Consider the following 19127-nt stretch of genomic DNA (forward strand, 5'->3'; position numbering starts at 1 on the left):
GGCCGGTCATGGGGTCAGGCCGCTCGTACGCCCTGTTCGGCGAGGCTGTGGGCGCACGGGCGGGGGGCGGGTGTCTGGCGGCGCAGGAAGCGGGGCAGCGGCAGGGCGAGGCTGACGAAGCCCTCGGCCTGCATGGCGGCGAGCCCGATGCGCGGGAGGTCGCCGGAGGCCCGGTAGACCACGAAGCGCGGCTCCCAGCGGGGCTGGAACTTCGCGTTGAACTTGTACAGCGACTCGATCTGGAACCAGCGGGAGAGGAACACCAGCAGCCCGCGCCAGGCGCGCAGCACCGGCCCGGCGCCGATCTTCTCGCCGCGGGCGAGCGCCGAACGGAACATCGCGAAGTTCAGCGAGATCCTGGTGATCCCCAGCTTCGGGGCCGCCTGGAGGGCGGCCACGATGAGCAGTTCGTTCATCCCGGGGTCGGCGGAGCGGTCGCGGCGCATCAGGTCGAGGGAGACGCCGTCGGTGCCCCAGGGCACGAAGTGCAGGATCGCTTTGAGGTCGCCGTACTGGCCGGGGGTCTCGTCGGCCTTGTGGGCGGTGGCGATCAGGCAGTCGCCGTCGGCGGGGTCGCCGATGCGGCCGAGCGCCATCGAGAAACCGCGCTCGGTGTCGGTGCCGCGCCAGTCCTCGGCCGCGCGGCGGATGCGGTCGAGTTCGGCCTCGCCGACGTCACGGACACGCCGTACCCGGGTTTCGTAGCCGGCCCGCTCGATGCGCTTGACCATCTGGCGCACGTTGCGCATCGCGCGTCCGGCGAGCGAGAAATCCGCCACGTCCACCACCGCCTCGTCGCCCAGTTCGAGGGCGTCCAGGCCGGTCTCGCGGGTCCACACCTCGCCGCCCGTCTCCGAGCAGCCCATGACGGCGGGGGTCCAGGAGTGGGCCTTGGCCTCGTCCATGAAGCGTTCGATGGCGCCGGGCCAGGCCTCGACGTCGCCGATGGGGTCGCCGCTGGCGAGCATCACGCCGGAGACGACGCGGTAGGTGACCGCCGCCTTGCCGCTGGGCGAGAAGACGACCGCCTTGTCACGGCGGAGCGCGAAGTGGCCGAGGGAGTCGCGGGCGCCGTGCTTCTCGAGGAGGGCGCGCAGCTGGGTCTCGTCCTCCTCGGTGAGGTGTGCGGCGGGGTGTTCGGGGCGGAAGGCGAGGTAGATGGTGGTGACCGCGGTGATCAGACCGAGGGCGCCGAGGGAGAAGGCGACCGTCCAGGAGGTGGAGCCCTCGTAGTCGACGGGGCCCTCGAAACCGAACAGGCCGTACAGGACGTGGGTGATGCGGTCGGCCAGGCTGGGGTCGCCGATCGTGCGCTTGGGGTGGGCGCTGACGATGACCAGGCCGAGCGCGAGCGAACCGGCGCTCATCAGGACGAAGTTGGCGAGCGCGCGCCACCTGCTGCGCGGGTCGGGCAGCGCCTTGAACTCGTCGCGGTGGATCACGAGCGGCACGAACAGCGCCAGGGAGATCAGCACGCCGATGACCGAGTGCCGGTACACGAACTGCGAGACCGCACCGGCCGGCAGCAGCGCGACCGCGGCCCGCCAGGCCCGTCGCTTGCGCCGCTTGAGCCCGTGCGCGAGCAGCAGCAACAGCACGCCGACGCTGAGCGAGAGCGCGGCGGCGAACGGGCCGAGCGAGCCCGGCAGCACCTCGGCCATGGCGTGCATACGGCTGTGACGGAAGCGCGGGAACACACCCGCGGCAATGTCCAGGACGCCGACGACCGCGCACGCCCTGCCGACCAGAGCGGGGACGGCCTCAGGGCGCGGGCCGCGGACTATGCGCCGCGCCCGGCGTGATCGGCTCGGAACCTCGCCCGACATTTCCCCATCTATCCTGACAGACATCGCATCCCGTAGTTCTGCGAGAGACCTTGAATCCGGGCCCGATTCGGGCATCCGGCGACATTGCGCCCTCTAGGACGGTGTCTCGGGGGGAGAGGTTCACTCCCCACCGGAAAGCCGGTTCAAAGGCCAGGGAAAGCCCGGGGCAAGCCTCGCTGAAAGCGGCGGTGGTCACGGGGGAAAGCGCAGGCAGGAAGCACCTCATGGGTCTCACGAGCAATAAACTGCTGGCATTGGCGATCTTGTTCGCCGTACTGCTGTTCGTAGGCACGGTGTGGCTGTGGCCCCGGCTGGGCCGCCGGAACTGGCGGGCCGTCAGCGGCCGCGTCGGTCTTCTGCTGGCCACCCAGTTGGCGCTCTTCGCGTGCGTCGGGATAGCGGTCAACCAGGCCTTCGGTTTCTACGCGAGCTGGGCCGACCTGCTCGGCACGGAAACCGACCAGGGCGTCGTCGTCAACCACGCGTCCGGGCCGGTCCAGGTGTTGTCCACGTCGGAGCTGCACGGCATGGGCGGCTCGCTGCCGACGACGGCCGGTCAGATCCAGCAGGTCGGCATAGTCGGCCGGACCACCCACATCACCTCGCCCGCGTACGTGTACCTGCCGCCGGAGTACTTCCAGCCGCAGTACCGCACGCGGACGTTCCCGGTGGTGGTCGTCCTCAGCGGCTATCCCGGCACCGCGCGGGCGCTGGTCGACAAGCTGCACTACCCGCGCACGGTGCAGCACCTGGTCCGGGACGGGAAGATGCGGCCGACGATCCTGGTGATGCTGCGGCCCACGGTGGCACCGCCCAGGGACACCGAGTGCGTGGACGTCCCGCACGGCCCGCAGACCGAGACCTTCTTCGCCAGGGACCTGCCCGACGCCGTGCGCGCGCACTACCGGGCCGCCGTGAAGCCGGGCGGCTGGGGCATCGTCGGCGACTCGACGGGCGGGTACTGCGCACTCAAGCTCGCGGTGCACCACCCCGGCGTGTACGGGGCCGGTGCCGGGCTCTCCCCGTCGTACAAGGCGCCCCTCGACGCCACGACCGGCGACCTCTTCCAGGGCGACCGGAACCTCGAGAACCGCGCCGACCTCTGGTGGTTCCTGAAGCACGAGCCCGCCCCGGACACTTCCCTGCTGGTCACCAGCAGCAAAGTCGGAGAAACCAACTACAAGGCCACACTGAAATTCATCAAGAGCGTGGAGGCCACCAAGCTGACCCGGATCTCGTCGATCATCCTCGACAGCGGCGGCCACAACTTCAACACCTGGCGCCGCGAGATCCCTGCGACCCTCCAGTGGATCAGCGGCAGATTGAGCGACCGCTGAGTCCCGGCCCAGCCGGTACCGCGTGAAGGCTTCGTTGTCGCTGTGTTTTTACGGCCTGGGGCACCACGATTCGCCTACGCGCGGTAAGTTTCTGGCCATGCCACGTGGACGTCACCGTCATTCCCCGCCCTTGCACAGGCTGTTGCCTCCCTCGGCGATCGCCGGTGTCTCCCTCGTCTGCGCCCTGGGCCCCTGGTTGTTCTCCCAACCGACGGTGCTGCGCACCCTGGCCGCGATAGCCGCGGCCACCGCCGCCGTCGGCGCCGCCGTCATGCGGCGCTGGGACAGCGAGGCGGGCAAGCAGGTGGCCGACCTGTCACGCGCGCGTGCGAGCGACGAGTGGCGCCACGAGGAGCGGATCGCCGAGCTGGAGACCGACCTGGAGGAGTCGCGGGAGCTGCGCGCCAAGCTGGAGCAGCGGCTGCGCGCGAAGCGGTCGGAGCTGGCGGGACTGCGCAACGAGCACGCGTCCCTGCTGCGCCGCTATGCCACGGCCGAGACCGAGCGCGCGAGCGCCCTGGAGGGCCGCCGCCTGCTGGAGATCGAGGCCACCGCGCCGTCGAACGCGCTGCCGCCCGCCCGCAGCGCGGAAGAGGCGGAGGAGTCCGTGGCGGCCGCCGAGGAGAAGGCCGAGGAGCTGACGGTCGAGGAGACGGCTCCCGCGATCTTCTCGCCGGAGGGTTCCAAGCTGTTCCTGCGGGCCAAGGTGGCACTGGCCCGGTTCGACGAGAAGGACGCCCCGAAGGGCGAGACCGACGCGGGCACCGAGGCGGCGGGCGCGACGGAGACGGCCGCCGAGCCCGAGGCCGCCCCGACGGGCGAGACCGCGCCGGAGGACGAGGCGCAGGGGCAGCCCGAGGCGGCCGACGGGCACGCCCGCGCGGCCGCCGCCACCACGGCCGGCCCGGAGGCGGAGGACACCACCCCGGCACCGGCGGACCAGGACGCCCACCCCGCGACGGCACCGTCCGCCCGCTCCGTGCAGCCCTCGGGCCACTTCACGGTGCCCACCGCGGTGGCGGTCCTGCCGGCCGCGCCGATCCCGCGCCCGCTGGTCACCGGCGGCTTCGACTTCTTCGGCACCCAGAAGGGCACGCCGGCGGGCGGCCTGGAGGCCATGCACAACGAGGACCTCGCGGACGTCGTCGGCCAGGAGGCGCTCGCGCTCCACAAGGCCGAGTCCGAGGCCGAGTTCAAGCCCGCGGACGCGCAGGCGCGCGGCGTCGGCCAGGTCATCGACCTGACCGCGCACGACGAGACGGAGCAGATCAACCTCGGGGGCCTGCGCAGCGCCGCGTCCTGAACACGCGGCGGTTCCGAGCCGGGACGGACGGTCGGTGGTCGGGTGCGGCGCCGTCGTGCCTGGTCGCGCAGTTCCCCGCGCCCCTGAAGGGGCGCTCACCGCGCCGACCTGCTTTTAGGGGCGCGGGGAACTGCGCGACCAGCCCCCACGCACCCGCACCCGACCACCGACCGGACGGGCCGTCAGGCCATCCAGCGGTCCGGCCGCGCCGCCCGGCGCCCCGTCCGCGACCGCTCGGCCTGCTCCCGCAACAGCGCCGCGGCCTCCTCGGCGCCCCGCAGCCGGGCCGTGACGGTCTTGTCGGCCCCCGTGTCCACATGAACGTCCGCGAGCCGCCACAGCCGCTCCCAGGGCCCCTGGGTCAGCCGTACGCTCTGGACCTTGGCGTGCGGGACGAGCGACAGCTTCCGGCGCAGCAGCCCGTGGCGCGCCGCGAACACCGCGTCCGTGACCGCGAGCCCGTACCCGCGCCACCACATCGGCACGCACCACCGGGCCCGCCCCGGCGGCCGCGGCAGCTCACCGGGCACGGTCACACCGGGCAGCACGCGCGCGACGACCGACTCGGCGACCGCGCGCGGTGCGACCGGGACCAGCACCGAGTTCGCCGAACCCGCCACGTCCAGCTCGACCCGCACCCAGCGCAGCGGCCGCCACATCAGCGGCTCCACGATCCGCACGGTCTGCACCCGTCCCGGCGGCACGGTCTCGTGGGTGCGGTCGAGGAGACCGTGGTCGATGCGCAGCCCGTCCGGGGACTCCCCGACCGTCCAGTCGTACTCCCCGACGAACCGCCCCACGCTGGTCGTGGCCGCCGCGCCGAGCAGCGGCACGGCGGTCGCGAGCACCGTCCACACGCTGTGGGTGGCCAGCCAGAGGAACGGCGGGGCCACCAGGGCGGCGGCCAGGGAGCCCCAGGTGGCGCCCGTCAGCACGATCGAGAGCGCGAGCTTCGCCGGGGGAACCCGCATCAGCTCGTGCGCCGGAGCCTCGCCGATCTGGTGCGCCGTCTCCGGTGCGAACCCGGCGGCGCGCGCGAGCAGTTCCGCGCGCAGCGCACGCGCCTCGCCCTGGCCGAGGAAGGCGAGTTCGTCCTTCTTGTCGGTGCCGACGACGTCTATCCGCAGCTTGGCGACGCCCGCCACGCGCGCGAGGAGCGGCTGGGTGACGTCCACGGCCTGGATCCGCTCCAGCCGGATGTGCGCGGTGCGCCGGAACAACAGGCCGGTGCGTATGCGCAGTTCGCTGTCGGTCACCGAGAAGTAGGTGAACCACCAGGTGAGGAAGCCGTACAGGGCACCCGCCGTGACCAGGGCGGCGAGCCCGCCCAGGACCATGGTCGTGGTCAGCTTCGTCAGCTGTTCCTGCGCCTGGTTGGGGTCGTGCACCGCCCAGCCCGTGAGCACCGCGACCGGCGCCCACGCCCGCCGGAACGGCGTCACCGGGTGCAGCCGCCGCTCACCCACGGTCCTGCCCGCGCCTATGGCGCCCTCGACGCCCGGCGCCGTCACAGCCCCGCCGATCGGGCCTCGCCGAGCTCGGTGAGCCGGTCGCGCAGCCGTTCCGCCTCGGCCGGGTCGAGCCCGGGGATCGTCGCGTCGGTGGCCGCGGCCGCGGTGTGCAGCTGCACGGTGGCGAGCCCGAAGTGCCGCTCCACGGGCCCCGAGGTCACCTCCACCAGCTGCATCCGCCCGTACGGCACCACGGTCTCCTCGCGCCACAGCACCCCGCGGGTGATCAGCAGGTCGTCGGCGCGCTCGGCGTACCGCCAGGAGCGCCAGTTGCGGCCCAGCAGCGCCCAGCCCCAGGCCAGCGCGGCCAGCGGCAGCAGCGCGAAGGCCGCCCACACCGGGCCCGCGAGCAGGCCCGGCAGCAGTCCCAGGGCCAGGGCGAGCAGCCCCAGCCACACCACCAGCAGCAGCCGGCGCATCCGCAGCAGGCCGGGCGGCAGCCCCGTCCACACCGGCTCGGTCCCCGTGGTCTCGGCGCCGGCGGCGCTCCCCGTCTCCATAGGGCCAGCGTACGTAGGGGAGACTGGATCCATGACGCCTACGACGGAGACCACGGTCGGGATCGGCGGCGCCGCGGAGAGCACCGACATGGTGCTCAACATCGGCCCCCAGCACCCCTCCACGCACGGCGTGCTGCGGCTGCGGCTGGTGCTGGACGGAGAGCGGATCGTCTCGGCGGAGCCGGTGATCGGCTACATGCACCGGGGCGCGGAGAAGCTCTTCGAGGCCCGCGACTACCGGCAGATCATCATGCTCGCCAACCGCCACGACTGGCTGTCGGCCTTCTCCAACGAGCTGGGCGTGGTCCTCGCCGTCGAGCGCATGCTCGGCATGGAGGTGCCCGTCCGCGCGGTGTGGACCCGCACCCTGCTCGCCGAGCTGAACCGGGTCCTCAACCACCTGATGTTCCTCGGCTCCTATCCGCTGGAGCTGGGCGGCATCACCCCGGTCTTCTACGCGTTCCGCGAGCGCGAGGAGCTCCAGAACGTCATGGAGGAGGTCTCCGGCGGGCGCATGCACTACATGTTCAACCGCGTCGGCGGCCTCAAGGAGGACCTGCCGGCCGGCTGGACCGCACGCGCGCGTGCGGCCGTGGCCGCCGTGCGCTCCCGCACGGACGTCTTCGACGACCTGGTCCTCGGCAACGAGATCTTCCGGGGCCGTACCCGGGGCGTGGGCGTCCTCGCGGCGGAGGCAGTGCACGCCTACGGCGTGAGCGGGCCCATCGCGCGCGCCTCGGGCGTCGACTTCGACCTGCGCCGCGACGAGCCCTACCTGGCCTACGGCGAGCTCCAGGACACCCTCACGGTGGTGACCCGCACCGAGGGCGACTGCCTGGCCCGCTTCGAGTGCCTCCTGGAGCAGACGCACAACGCCCTGGACCTGGCCGACGCCTGCCTGGACCGGCTCGCGGACCTGCCGCCGGGACCGATCAACCAGCGGCTCCCCAAGGTCCTCAAGGCGCCCGAGGGCCACACGTACGCCTGGACCGAGAACCCCCTCGGCATCAACGGCTACTACCTCGTCAGCAAGGGCGAGAAGACCCCGTACCGGCTGAAGCTGCGCTCGGCGTCGTACAACAACATCCAGGCCCTGACCGAACTGCTGCCGGGCACGCTGGTGGCGGACATGGTCGCGATCCTGGGGTCGCTGTTCTTCGTGGTGGGGGACATCGACAAGTAAGGGCAAACAGCGCCCCGTAAGGGGCGCGGGGCCTTGTCCGACATGCGGCTGCCGCCGCGTGGGCGCGACCAGCCACGATGGTGCCGCGGTCGGCGGACGGCAGATCGCGGCAGATCGCGGCCCTTCCAGCGGAGCGCTCAGAGCAGCGCGTCCTCGATGCCCACCGGCTGGAGCAGCCAGAGGAAGTCGCCGAGGCCGCCGGGAGCGGTCAGCTCGGCGGCCTCGCCCGCGGCCGCGAGGGCGCGCACGTAACCGGCGGGGTTCGTGGAGGCGAGCGTGAGCGGCGGGCGTGCGCCGACCAGGCCGAGGGCGCGCAGGGCGTCGCGCTGCGTGCACAGGAGCGCCTCGGGCAGCCTGAGCGCCGGGTCGAGCGCCGTGCACGCGTCCAGCGCCACATGCGCCGTGATGTCACACGCCCCGTCCGGCACGGGTGCCGTCGCACGGCCCTCGCGGAAGCCGGTGAGGGTCCCGAACGGGGGGCGCGTGGCCACGGTGTGCGCGTAGTCCACGGCCACCGCGAGCCCCCGCTGGAGGCTGGTGACGGCGGACGCCCACGCCCGGTCCCGGGGCAGCCCGATCTCCGCGCGCAGTCCCGGCTCGGCGCCCAGCGGCCACCACCGCGCGAGCCACTGCGCGTCCGCGCCCGACACCCGCTCGCCGAGCAGTTCGGTGCCGTCCCGCCGGACGTGCACCAGGCGAGGCACCCCGGCCGGGTCCACCTCGGCCACCTCGACCGGCACGTTGTCCAGCCATTCGTTGGCGAAGAGCAGGCCCCGGACCGTGCGCGGGAGCTCGGTCAGCCAGGTGATCCGGTCGGGCAGGCCCGGCGGGCGGTCGGCGAGTTCGACGGCGTACGCACGCGTGCGTGCCGCCACCTCCGCGGGCAGGGCCGCGAGCACGCCGGTGACCAGTTCGCCCCGGCCGGCGCCCATGTCCACGAAGTCCAGCGCCTCGGGGCGGCCCAGGGCCTCGTCGACCCGGCACAGCAGTTCGGCCACGGCCTCGGCGAACAGCGGCGAGGCGTGCACCGACGTACGGAAGTGCCCGGCCGGGCCCTCCGGGCGGCGGTAGAAGCCGCCGGGGCCGTACAGGGCCGCCTCGGTGGCCGCACGCCAGCCCCGGGCGTCGTCGGCCGTCTCTCGCGTCGCCTCATCCGTCACCGGGCCAGACTAGGCGTACAGGTGATCACCTTCTCCACCTTGCGGAGTACACGTGCGGAACAGGGATCGGCCCTCCGGTTGACCCCTGCACCTATCACGCTTCCCTACTCTGGGTTACGTGCAGCGCCTCTATGACTTCCTCCGCAGGCACCCGACATGGGTCGACAGCTTCTGGGCCGTCGTCCTGCTCGGGCTCTCCGGCGCGAGCACCTGGAAGCTCGGGGAGGCTCAGCAGCACCACGGATCCAGGGCCGCCATGCTGGCCGTGTCCGTCGTGATGTGCGTCGTCGTCGCGCTGCGCCGCCGTTTCCCGGAGCCGATGCTGGTGCTGGCCGCGGCCACCGGCCTGGCCCAGCTGGTGCTGGACGTGGAGACGACGGTCGCCAACTTCGCCATGCTGGTGATCGTCTGCACGAACGCCGCCGTCGGCGCGCGCTGGGCGTCCCGGTTCGGCCTCTACGCCGGGCTGTGCGCCGCGCCCCTGGCGGAGATCCGGTGGCCGCAGCGGGAGGCGAGCTTGCCGGGGCACGTCGCGATCGTGCTGTTCCAGACGGTGCCGTTCGTGCTCGCCTGGGTGCTCGGCGACTCCATGCGCACCCGCCGTGCCTACTTCGCGCAGCTGGAGGAGCGCGCGGCCCGGCTGGAGAAGGAGCGCGAGGCGCAGGCCAAGGTCGCGGTCGCCGCCGAGCGCGCCCGGATCGCGCGCGAGCTGCACGACGTGGTCGCGCACAACGTGTCGGTCATGGTGGTCCAGGCCGACGGCGCCGCCTACGTCCTCGACGCCGCCCCCGACCAGGCGAAGAAGGCCCTGGAGACGATCTCCTCCACCGGCCGCCAGGCCCTCGCCGAGATGCGCCGCCTGCTGGGCGTGCTGCGCACCGGCGAGCACAAGGAGGTCGGCGAGTACGTCCCGCAGCCCGACGTCGAGCAGATCGACGACCTCATCGAGCAGTGCCGCACCTCCGGCCTGCCCGTCGACTTCAAGGTCGAGGGCACCCCGCGCCCGCTGCCCAGCGGCGTCGAGCTCACGGCGTACCGGATCGTGCAGGAGGCGCTCACCAACACCCGCAAGCACGGCGGCCCCAACGCGGGCGCCAGCGTGCGGCTGGTCTACTTCGACGACGGACTCGGCCTGCTGGTCGAGGACGACGGCAAGGGCGCACCGCACGAGATGTACGAGGAGGGCGGCGCCGACGGCCAGGGGCACGGCCTGATCGGCATGCGCGAACGCGTCGGCATGGTGGGCGGCACCCTCGACGCGGGCCCCCGCCCTGGCGGAGGATTCCGCATCAGCGCCCTGCTGCCGCTCAAACCAGCGCATTGACGCATACGCACGCCCCCGGTTGACACCTGTCACGCCCCCAGGCCGAGCGGCCGAACAAGAAACGGAAGAGGACCCGATGACGATCCGCGTGATGCTCGTCGACGACCAGGTGCTGCTGCGCACCGGGTTCCGGATGGTGCTCGCGGCCCAGCCGGACATGGAGGTCGTCGCGGAGGCGGGCGACGGCGTCGAGGCCCTCCAGGTGCTGAAGTCCACCGCAGTGGACGTCGTCCTGATGGATGTGCGCATGCCCAAGCTGGACGGCGTGGAGGCCACCCGCCGCATCTGCGAGCAGCCCGACGCGCCGAAGGTGCTCATCCTGACCACCTTCGACCTCGACGAGTACGCCTTCTCGGGGCTGAAGGCGGGCGCCTCCGGCTTCATGCTCAAGGACGTGCCCCCGGGCGAGCTGCTGGCCGCCATCCGTTCCGTGCACAGCGGCGACGCCGTCGTCGCGCCCTCCACCACCCGGCGCCTCCTCGACCGTTTCGCGCCGATGCTGCCCTCCGTCGGCAAGGAGCCCCGGCACCAGGAACTGGAGCGGCTCACCGAGCGCGAGCGCGAGGTGATGGTGTTGGTCGCGCAGGGCCTGTCGAACGGCGAGATCGCGAGCCGGCTGGTGCTGTCCGAGGCGACCGTGAAGACCCATGTGGGCCGCATCCTGACCAAGCTCGGGCTCCGTGACCGCGTGCAGGTGGTCGTGCTGGCCTACGAGACCGGGCTGGTGCGGGCGGGCGGCGGACACGGCTGACGCCGGCCGGGCAGCGCCCCTGAAGGGGCGCTTCAGCTCACGGCGTTCCAGGCAGCCGCCCCACAAAGTCCGCGACCGCCGCCTTCACGTCCTCCGGTGTCCATTTGAGACCTTCGGCCGTCACCGTGACCTCGGTCGTCGACAGGCCCGGGCCCTTCGGGTCCCAGAAGCCGGAGAAGAGGTAGGTGCCGGTCTCCTCGGCCTGGCGTACCGCCGCCTCCACCAGCGCGTCGGGGGCGTAGGGCAGCCAGACCTGGAACTGGTGGGTGTGCGGCTCCTCGGGGTGGATGCGGGACCAGGGGACGCCCGCCTCGGTGAAGCCGTCCCGCAGGGCCGCGGCGACCACACGCGCGTGGCGGACGTAGTCCGGGAGCCGGGGCAGCTCGCGGTCCAGGCCGGCCAGGGCCGACAGGGCGGTCGGGAACTGCTGGAAGACCATCCCGCCGTAGCGGTGGCGCCAGGTCTTCGCCTCCTCGACCAGGGGCTTCGGGCCGGCCAGCGCGGCGCCGCCGAAACCTTCGAGGGACTTGTAGAACGACACGTAGACGCTGTCCGCCAGGTCCGCGATCTCGGGCAGGGGGCGCCCGAAGTGGACGGTGGACTCCCACAGGCGCGCGCCGTCGAAGTGCACCACCGCGTCGCGCTCGCGCGCCGCCTCCACCACCTCCGTGAGCTCCTCCCAGGAGGGCAGGACGAATCCGGCGTCCCTGAGGGGCAGCTCCAGCATCAGCGCCCCGAAGGGCTCCGGGAAGTCGCGTATCTCCTGGGCGGTGGGGAGCCGGGGCTCGCCGGTGACGCGCACGGTGCGCAGGCCGGCCACCTCGCGGAAGGCGTTGCGCTCGTGCACCTCGGGGTGGGCGAGGGCGTGCACGGCGACCGTGGGACTGCCGGTGCGGGCCGCCCAGCAGCGCAGGGCGACCTGCTGGGCCATCGTGCCGGTCGGGAAGAACGCGGCGGCCTCCGTGCCCAGCACGGTCGCCACGCGCCGCTCCAGGGCCTCGACGACGCCGTTGCCGTAGACGTCCGACGGTTCGTCCAGGTCGTACACCGCGGGGGCCGCCTCCTGGAGCCGCGCGAGCCGTTCGCGGAGCGAAGCCCGCATGCCCATGCGCGCGAGGATGCGCGTGGCCCCCCGGTAGGCGGCGGAGCGCCGCTCCCGCATCCGGTCCTCCGCCGACAGGGGTTCCTTCGGCTGCTCGTCCTGGGCCGTGGCCGTATCACTCATGCCGTGGATGATGCCGTGGCACGTCGCCCGGGGGCCCGTCATTTTTCCGTACCACCGGTGTGACCCGTCACCCACAGCCTGTGGACGACCGATCGGCCCAGGACCGGATAGCGTTAACATGACGAGAAATCGTCCGGTACCCAGAGCGGACTGGAACGGGAAGGCCACCCTCGCGTGAGTACAGTCCAACAGCCAGACCCCAGTGACCGCCCCGCGCGGCTCACCGTCGGCGTGGTCGGCGCCGGCCGGGTGGGCCCCGCGCTGGCCGCGTCCCTGCAGCTCGCCGGGCACCGCCCGGTGGCCGTCTCCGGGGTCTCCGACGCCTCCCGGCGGCGTGCCGAGGCGATGCTGCCCGACGTCCCGCTGGTACCCCCCGCCGAGGTCCTCCAGCGCGCCGAACTGGTCCTGCTGACCGTCCCCGACGACGCCCTGCCCGGCCTGGTGTCCGGCCTCGCCGAGACCGGTGCCGTACGCCCCGGCCAGCTGCTCGTGCACACCTCCGGGCGGTACGGCGCGAAGGTCCTGGACCCGGCCCTGCGCGCGGGCGCGCTGCCGCTGGCCCTGCACCCGGCGATGACCTTCACCGGGACGCCGGTGGACGTGCAGCGGCTGGCGGGCTGCTCGTTCGGGGTGACCGCGCCCGAGGAGCTGCGGCTGGCCGCCGAGGCCCTGGTCATCGAGATGGGCGGCGAACCGGAGTGGATCTTCGAGGAGAACCGCCCGCTCTACCACGCGGCCCTCGCCCTCGGCGCCAACCACCTGGTCACCCTGGTCGCCCAGGCCATGGAGCTGCTGCGCACCGCAGGCGTGGAGGCCCCCGACCGGATGCTCGGCCCGCTGCTCGGCGCGGCCCTGGACAACGCCCTGCGATCCGGTGACGCGGCGCTGACCGGGCCGGTCGCGCGCGGGGACGCGGGCACCGTCGCCGCGCACGTCACGGAGTTGCGCAGGCACGCCCCGCAGGCCGTCGACGGCTACCTGGCGATGGCCCGCGCGACGGCCGACCGCGCGCTCGCGCACGGCCTGCTGAAGCCCGAGCTCGCCGAGGACCTGCTCGGCGTCCTCGCCCACAGTGCCGACGGCGCCGACGGCGGCAACGGCACGACCGGTACCGACGGCACCGAGGGGAACCCCCGATGAGCACCGCGCTGCTGCGCACCGCCGACGAACTGCACGCGCGCGTGCGGCACGGCCGCCGCGCCGTCGTGATGACCATGGGCGCCCTGCACGAAGGCCACGCCACCCTGATCCGGGCCGCGCGCGAGATCGCCGGCCCGGACGGCGAGGTCGTCGTCACGGTCTTCGTCAACCCGCTCCAGTTCGGTGCCGGCGAGGACCTCGACCGCTACCCGCGCACCCTGGACGCCGACCTGAAGATCGCCGAACAGGCCGGAGCGGACGTGGTGTTCGCCCCCTCCGTCGACGAGGTCTACCCGGGCGGGCAGCCCCAGGTGCGGGTCACCGCCGGTCCCATGGGCACGCGCCTGGAGGGCGCCTCCCGCCCCGGGCACTTCGACGGCGTCCTCACCGTCGTCGCCAAGCTGCTCCACCTCACCCGGCCCGACGCGGCCCTGTTCGGGCAGAAGGACGCCCAGCAGCTGGCCGTGATCCGGCGCATGGTGCGCGACCTGAACTTCGGCATCGAGATCGTCGGCGTACCGACCGTGCGCGAGGCCGACGGGCTCGCGCTGTCCAGCCGCAACCGCTACCTGACGGCCGACGACCGGCGCACGGCGCTCACGCTGTCCCGCGCGCTCTTCGCCGGCCGTGACCGGCACGCGGCACAGGAGGCGCTGCGCGCGCGGGCGCTGGAGGTGCCGTCCACGCGGGCGCGCGCCGAGGCGCTCAGCGCCATAGGCGAGTCCCGTGCGGCCGCCGACGCACACGCCGTCGCCAAGGCCGTGCCGAACGCCGCCGCGGCGGTCCGCGCGGCCGCCCGCCAGGTCCTGGACGAGGCCGTGCACTACGACCCGCCGCTCGAACTGGACTACCTCGCCCTGGTCGATCCGTCCGACTTCACCGAGATCGACGACGACTTCACCGGAGAGGCCGTCCTCGCCGTCGCCGCCCGGGTCGGGACGACCCGGCTGATCGACAACCTTCCGCTCACCTTCGGAACCCTCGGAGCCGCCTCGTGACCAGCACAGGCACCAGCAGCACAGGCACCAGCACCGGCATACGACTGCACGCGCCCGCCCCCGGGTGGAGCATCTCGGCGGACGTGGTCGTCGTCGGGTCCGGGGTGGCCGGCCTGACCGCGGCCCTGCGCTGCCAGGCCGCCGGCCTCACCACGGTCGTCGTCACCAAGGCCCGCCTGGACGACGGCTCCACCCGCTGGGCGCAGGGCGGCATCGCAGCGGCCCTCGGCGAGGGCGACACCCCCGAACAGCACCTCGCGGACACCCTGGTGGCCGGCGCCGGCCTCTGCGACGAGGACGCCGTACGGCTCCTCGTCACCGAGGGCCCGGACGCGGTACGGCGGCTCATCGACACCGGCGCGATCTTCGACGAGTCCTCCGAGGGCGGCCTGGACCTCACCCGCGAGGGCGGCCACCACCGCCGCCGGATCGCGCACGCGGGCGGCGACGCCACCGGCGCCGAGGTCTCCCGGGCCCTGGTGGAGGCGGTACGCGCGCGTGGGCTGCGCACCTTCGAGAACGCCCTGGTCCTCGACCTGCTGACCGACGCCGAGGGCCGTACGGCCGGCGTCACCCTGCACGTCATGGGCGAGGGCCAGCACGACGGCGTGGGCGCCGTGCACGCCCCCGCGGTCGTCCTCGCCACCGGCGGCATGGGCCAGGTGTTCTCCGCGACCACCAACCCGTCGGTGTCGACCGGCGACGGCGTGGCGCTGGCGTTGCGGGCCGGCGCGGAGGTCAGCGACCTCGAATTCGTGCAGTTCCACCCGACCGTGCTCTTCCTCGGCCCCGAAGCGGAGGGCCAGCAGCCGCTGGTCTCCGAGGCGGTGCGCGGCGAGGGCGCCCACCTGGTCGACGCCGACGGCGTGCGCTTCATGGTGGGGCAGCACGAGCTCGCCGAACTGGCACCCCGGGACATCGTCGCCAAGGGCATCCTGCGCCGGATGCTGGCGAAGGGCGCCGAGCACATGTACCTCGACGCCCGGCACTTCGGCGCCGACATGTGGGAGCACCGCTTCCCGACCATCCTGGCCGCCTGCCGGGCCAACGGCATCGACCCGGTCACCGAGCCCATCCCGATAGCGCCCGCCGCTCACTACGCCTCCGGGGGCGTGCGCACCGACGCGCAGGGGCGCACGACCGTTCCCGGGCTCTACGCGTGCGGCGAGGTCGCGTGCACCGGCGTGCACGGCGCGAACCGGCTCGCCTCCAACTCCCTCCTCGAAGGCCTCGTCTACGCCGAGCGCATCGCCGCCGACATCACGGCGGCCCGCGCGGACAACGGCCTGCACGCGCGCGTGCCCGCACCGGTCCCGCACCCCGAGAAGCCCGCGCACCCGCTGCTCGCTCCCGAGGCCCGCTTCGCGATCCAGCGGATCATGACCGAGGGCGCCGGCGTGCTGCGCTCCGAGGAATCCCTGGCCAGGGCCGCCGCACAGCTCCAGCGGCTGCACACGGACGCCCGTGACGCCCTGGACGAGAACGGCAAGACCGCCGAGCCCGGCGTCGACACCTGGGAGGCCACCAACCTCCTGTGCGTCGCGCGCGTGCTCGTCGAGGCGGCCCGCCGCCGCGAGGAGACCCGCGGCTGCCACTGGCGCGAGGACCACGCCGACCGCGACGACGCCCGATGGGGGCGCCACATCGTCGTACGGCTGAATCCGGACCGGACGCTGGCCGTCGGCACCACCGACACCGCAGACTTCCCCCCTACCCGGCCGCACCAGCCACACCAGGAGCAGTGACAGACGTGAGCACCAACGACCTTCCCCTTGCCGACGGCGGCGGCTGCGGCGACGGCTGTGCCTGTGGCGCCGAGGGCGACGAGGAGTACCTGGAGTGCGGGCTCGATCCCGCGCTCGCCGAACTGCTGGCCGCCGCCGGGCTCGACCCCATCGAGGTCGAGGACATCGCGAACGTGGCCATCCAGGAGGACCTGGCGGGCGGCCTGGACGTGACGACCGTCGCGACGATCCCCGAGGAGGCGGTGGCGACCGGCGACTTCGTCGCGCGCGAGGCCGGTGTCGTGGCGGGCCTCAGGGTGGCCGAGGCCGTCGTCTCCGTGGTCTGCACCGACGAGTTCGAGGTCGAGCGGCACGTCGAGGACGGCGACCGGGTCGAGGCCGGCCAGCCGCTGCTGTCGATCACCACCCGCACCCGCGACCTGCTCACCGCCGAGCGCAGCGCGCTGAACATCCTGTGCCGGCTGTCCGGCATCGCGACCGTCACGCGCGCGTGGGCGGACGCTCTGGACGGCACGCAGGCACGCGTGCGTGACACCCGGAAGACCACACCGGGGCTCCGGTCGCTGGAGAAGTTCGCGGTGCGCAGCGGCGGCGGCGTCAACCACCGCATGTCGCTCTCCGACGCGGCCCTGGTCAAGGACAACCACGTGGTCGCCGCCGGCGGCGTCGGCCCGGCCTTCAAGGCGGTGCGGGAGGCGTTCCCGGAGCTGGCGATCGAGGTCGAGGTCGACACCCTGCACCAGCTGCGCGAGGTCGTCGACGCGGGCGCCGACCTGATCCTGCTGGACAACTTCACGCCGATGGAGTGCGAGGAGGCCGTCGCGATCGTCGACGGGCGCGCGCTCCTGGAGGCGTCCGGGCGGCTCACGCTGGACAACGCGCGCGCGTACGCCGAGACGGGCGTGGACTTCCTGGCCGTCGGCGCCCTCACCCACTCCTCGCCGATCCTGGACATCGGCCTGGACCTGCGCGAGGCGGAGTGACCCCATGCTCCTCACGATCGACGTCGGCAACACACACACCGTCCTCGGGCTCTTCGACGGCGAGGACATCGTCGAGCACTGGCGCATCTCCACGGACGCGCGCCGTACCGCGGACGAGCTGGCGGTGCTCCTCCAGGGCCTGATGGGCATGCACCCGCTGCTCGGCGACGAGCTGGGCGACGGCATCGACGGGATCTCGATCTGCGCGACCGTGCCGAGCGTGCTGCACGAGCTGCGCGAGGTCACGCGGCGGTACTACGGCGATGTGCCGGCGGTGCTGGTGGAGCCCGGGGTGAAGACCGGGGTGCCGATCCTCACCGACAACCCCAAGGAGGTCGGCGCGGACCGGATCATCAACGCGGTCGCCGCCGTCGAGCTGTTCGGTGGGCCGGCGATCGTCGTCGACTTCGGGACGGCGACGACCTTCGACGCGGTGTCCGCGCGCGGCGAGTACGTCGGGGGTGTGATCGCGCCCGGTATCGAGATCTCCGTGGAGGCGCTGGGCGTCAAGGGGGCGCAGCTGCGGAAGATCGAGGTGGCCCGGCCGCGGAGCGTGATCGGGAAGAACACGGTGGAGGCCATGCAGGCAGGCATCGTGTACGGGTTCGCCGGGCAGGTCGACGGGGTGGTCGGGCGGATGGCGCGGGAGCTGGCGGATGATCCGGACGATGTGACGGTGATCGCGACGGGTGGGCTGGCGCCGATGGTGCTGGGGGAGTCGTCGGTGATCGACGAGCATGAGCCGTGGCTGACGCTGGTGGGGTTGCGGCTGGTGTACGAGCGGAACGTGTCGCGGATGTGAGCGGTCGGTGGGGGCGGCGTGGGGTCTTTCGCCCCCGCCGCCCCTACCCGTCCCGTCCCTTCAGGGGGTGGGCCCCCTTCGCCCCCGGTTGCGGCCGTCCGTTTCGGGGGCTGCCGCCCCCGGACCCCCGCTTCTGCCTGAACGGCCTCGTCCTCAAACGCCGGACGGGCTGAGACAAGCGCCGGAGCTGAGATGAGCGCCGAGCGGGCTGAGATGTGGATGAGCACCGTCCAGGTGGGTGGCCCTGTCGCGCCACACCCGGTCGCTATGTCGAGTTTGTCTGATTTACGCGTATCTTCGGTCCATGCCCACGCCATACGGATCCCGCGGCGGCATGGCGTTCGGTGCGGAGGAGCTGCGTGTGCTCCGCCGTGCTCTCGCCCTCGCCCTTCACCCCGGTCCCGTCTCCGCCGAGGACGTCAAGGACTGTCATCGGCTCGCCGAGTCGCTCGACGAGGCGATCGGCGAGGGGGCCCGGCTGCGGGCCTTCCTGGTGGCCGATCTGGCCCGGTACCGTGCCGCCCTGCCGGGGACCGTCGTCGGTTATCTCGCCCTCCTGGAGGAGGCGCTGGGGGCCGGGCACCGGCCCACCCCGGACGACCTCGCCGCGCTGCGGGCGCTGCGGGGGAACGCTGGTGCCGCCGCTCTGCTCGGACGCTGCCAGGACCTCGCCGAGCGCGATGTGCGGGCCCGGCTCGCCCAGGGTGCCCGGAAGGTACCGGCACCGGCCGTTCCGGTCTCCAGGGCCCGGCTGACGGCCCTGCCGGGCGGAGTGGCCAAGGAGCCGGAGAAGAAGCCCAAGGAGAAGCCCGCGGAGCGGCCCGCGCCGCCCGAGCCCGCCGTGCCGAAGCGGCCCATTCCCACGCCGGGCGAGGTCTTTCCGCGGCGCCGGCCCGCCACGCCGCCCGCCGGGCCCCCGCAGCAACTCGCCGCGGGCTGAGAAAACGGCAGCTGGCGGGGGGTTGCGGAGTGGTTCGCCCACCCCGCCCCTTTCGCCCGATACTCCGTGGCTACCCTGGACCCATGGACTACGTCTCCGCGCTTGTGCCTCCGGTCGTCATGGCCGTCTTCTTCATCGGTCTGGTCCGGGTGATCGTGAAGACCCAGGGCGGGGCCGCCAAGGCCAAGGAGGACGCCGCCGTCGACGCGGCCTTCGCGGAGAACGCCCGCCAGGCCGCCGTCACCAAGACCGACGGAGTCTGAGAGCCGGGCCGCGCCCGCCGCGGCGTACCGCACTTTCCGGGTCGTACGCCCTTTTTGTTCGCCTTTGTTGATGAAAGTGCACGTCCGGCACGCCATTGGTGAGATCTCCCACTATTGTTCTGAGCTGTGCCTCGCC

The 19127-nt window shown here is 73.1% G+C and carries 17 protein-coding genes and 1 pseudogene; 13 read left to right on the top strand and 5 right to left on the bottom strand.

What is annotated here, in order from left to right:
• Window positions 1–14 precede the first annotated feature (14 nt).
• Window positions 15–1826: a phosphatidylglycerol lysyltransferase domain-containing protein gene (locus tag ACZ4UV_RS28925; RefSeq protein WP_451021569.1), complete on the bottom strand. Its 1812-nt coding sequence runs from the start codon at window positions 1824–1826 to the stop codon at window positions 15–17.
• 224 nt (window positions 1827–2050) lie between these two features.
• Here ACZ4UV_RS28925 and ACZ4UV_RS28930 point away from each other — a divergent pair, with 224 nt between their 5' ends.
• Both ACZ4UV_RS28930 and ACZ4UV_RS28935 read left to right on the top strand, forming a co-directional pair.
• Window positions 2051–3163 carry an alpha/beta hydrolase gene (locus tag ACZ4UV_RS28930; RefSeq protein ID WP_451021570.1) on the top strand — a complete coding sequence of 371 codons (1113 nt, stop codon included), beginning with the start codon at window positions 2051–2053 and terminating at the stop codon, window positions 3161–3163.
• A 97-nt stretch (window positions 3164–3260) separates the two neighbouring features.
• Window positions 3261–4466 carry a hypothetical protein gene (locus ACZ4UV_RS28935; protein ID WP_467841730.1) on the top strand — a complete coding sequence of 402 codons (1206 nt, stop codon included), beginning with the start codon at window positions 3261–3263 and terminating at the stop codon, window positions 4464–4466.
• 182 nt (window positions 4467–4648) lie between these two features.
• On the opposite strand, the gene ACZ4UV_RS28940 is transcribed toward ACZ4UV_RS28935, so the two are convergent.
• Both ACZ4UV_RS28940 and ACZ4UV_RS28945 read right to left on the bottom strand, forming a co-directional pair.
• Window positions 4649–5977 carry a PH domain-containing protein gene (locus ACZ4UV_RS28940; protein WP_451021131.1) on the bottom strand — a complete coding sequence of 443 codons (1329 nt, stop codon included), beginning with the start codon at window positions 5975–5977 and terminating at the stop codon, window positions 4649–4651.
• A complete protein-coding gene (locus tag ACZ4UV_RS28945) occupies window positions 5974–6477 on the bottom strand; it encodes a PH domain-containing protein (protein WP_351501687.1) in 504 nt (167 codons plus the stop codon). The genes ACZ4UV_RS28940 and ACZ4UV_RS28945 overlap by 4 nt, the downstream gene beginning before the upstream one ends.
• A gap of 31 nt (window positions 6478–6508) precedes the next feature.
• On the opposite strand from ACZ4UV_RS28945, the gene ACZ4UV_RS28950 reads away from it, so the two are divergent.
• On the top strand, window positions 6509–7660 hold the full coding sequence (locus tag ACZ4UV_RS28950) for an NADH-quinone oxidoreductase subunit D (RefSeq protein WP_390047566.1): 1152 nt from the start codon (window positions 6509–6511) through the stop codon (window positions 7658–7660).
• A gap of 137 nt (window positions 7661–7797) precedes the next feature.
• Here ACZ4UV_RS28950 and ACZ4UV_RS28955 read toward each other — a convergent pair whose 3' ends face one another.
• Window positions 7798–8820 (bottom strand): SAM-dependent methyltransferase, encoded by a 1023-nt coding sequence (locus tag ACZ4UV_RS28955; protein ID WP_467841735.1) that lies wholly within the window; start codon window positions 8818–8820, stop codon window positions 7798–7800.
• A gap of 118 nt (window positions 8821–8938) precedes the next feature.
• Between ACZ4UV_RS28955 and ACZ4UV_RS28960 the strand changes: the two genes are divergently transcribed.
• Both ACZ4UV_RS28960 and ACZ4UV_RS28965 read left to right on the top strand, forming a co-directional pair.
• Complete coding sequence (locus tag ACZ4UV_RS28960) at window positions 8939–10144, top strand: sensor histidine kinase (RefSeq protein ID WP_351501693.1); 1206 nt, start codon at window positions 8939–8941, stop codon at window positions 10142–10144.
• 76 nt (window positions 10145–10220) lie between these two features.
• Window positions 10221–10895, top strand: coding sequence for a response regulator transcription factor (locus tag ACZ4UV_RS28965; RefSeq protein WP_351501695.1), 675 nt, complete (start codon window positions 10221–10223; stop codon window positions 10893–10895).
• A gap of 37 nt (window positions 10896–10932) precedes the next feature.
• On the opposite strand, the gene ACZ4UV_RS28970 is transcribed toward ACZ4UV_RS28965, so the two are convergent.
• Window positions 10933–12120: a threonine aldolase family protein gene (locus ACZ4UV_RS28970; RefSeq protein ID WP_390047560.1), complete on the bottom strand. Its 1188-nt coding sequence runs from the start codon at window positions 12118–12120 to the stop codon at window positions 10933–10935.
• A 174-nt stretch (window positions 12121–12294) separates the two neighbouring features.
• Here ACZ4UV_RS28970 and ACZ4UV_RS28975 point away from each other — a divergent pair, with 174 nt between their 5' ends.
• From ACZ4UV_RS28975 to ACZ4UV_RS29010, 8 genes and pseudogenes are all read left to right on the top strand, one after another.
• Entirely contained in the window at window positions 12295–13260 is a 966-nt protein-coding gene (locus tag ACZ4UV_RS28975) for a Rossmann-like and DUF2520 domain-containing protein (protein WP_467841739.1), read from the top strand.
• Window positions 13257–14258, top strand: coding sequence for a pantoate--beta-alanine ligase (panC, locus tag ACZ4UV_RS28980; protein ID WP_467841742.1), 1002 nt, complete (start codon window positions 13257–13259; stop codon window positions 14256–14258). Before ACZ4UV_RS28975 ends, panC begins: the two co-directional genes overlap by 4 nt.
• Complete coding sequence (locus ACZ4UV_RS28985; protein ID WP_390047554.1) at window positions 14255–16003, top strand: L-aspartate oxidase; 1749 nt, start codon at window positions 14255–14257, stop codon at window positions 16001–16003. The genes panC and ACZ4UV_RS28985 overlap by 4 nt, the downstream gene beginning before the upstream one ends.
• Window positions 16004–16008: 5 nt before the next feature.
• Window positions 16009–16986 carry a carboxylating nicotinate-nucleotide diphosphorylase gene (gene nadC, locus ACZ4UV_RS28990; RefSeq protein WP_451021134.1) on the top strand — a complete coding sequence of 326 codons (978 nt, stop codon included), beginning with the start codon at window positions 16009–16011 and terminating at the stop codon, window positions 16984–16986.
• A gap of 4 nt (window positions 16987–16990) precedes the next feature.
• Entirely contained in the window at window positions 16991–17788 is a 798-nt protein-coding gene (locus tag ACZ4UV_RS28995; protein ID WP_390047550.1) for a type III pantothenate kinase, read from the top strand.
• Window positions 17781–17966 (top strand): annotated as a pseudogene (locus ACZ4UV_RS29000) (hypothetical protein); the annotation flags it as partial. The gene ACZ4UV_RS28995 and the pseudogene ACZ4UV_RS29000, both read left to right, overlap by 8 nt.
• 156 nt (window positions 17967–18122) lie before the next feature.
• The gene (locus ACZ4UV_RS29005; protein ID WP_451022775.1) at window positions 18123–18728 is read left to right on the top strand and encodes a hypothetical protein; all 606 of its coding nucleotides are present in this window, start codon (window positions 18123–18125) and stop codon (window positions 18726–18728) included.
• Between the two features lie 83 nt (window positions 18729–18811).
• Entirely contained in the window at window positions 18812–18991 is a 180-nt protein-coding gene (locus tag ACZ4UV_RS29010) for a hypothetical protein (RefSeq protein WP_390047548.1), read from the top strand.
• Window positions 18992–19127 lie beyond the last annotated feature (136 nt).

This window comes from Streptomyces sp. NPDC028289 (assembly GCF_055565975.1).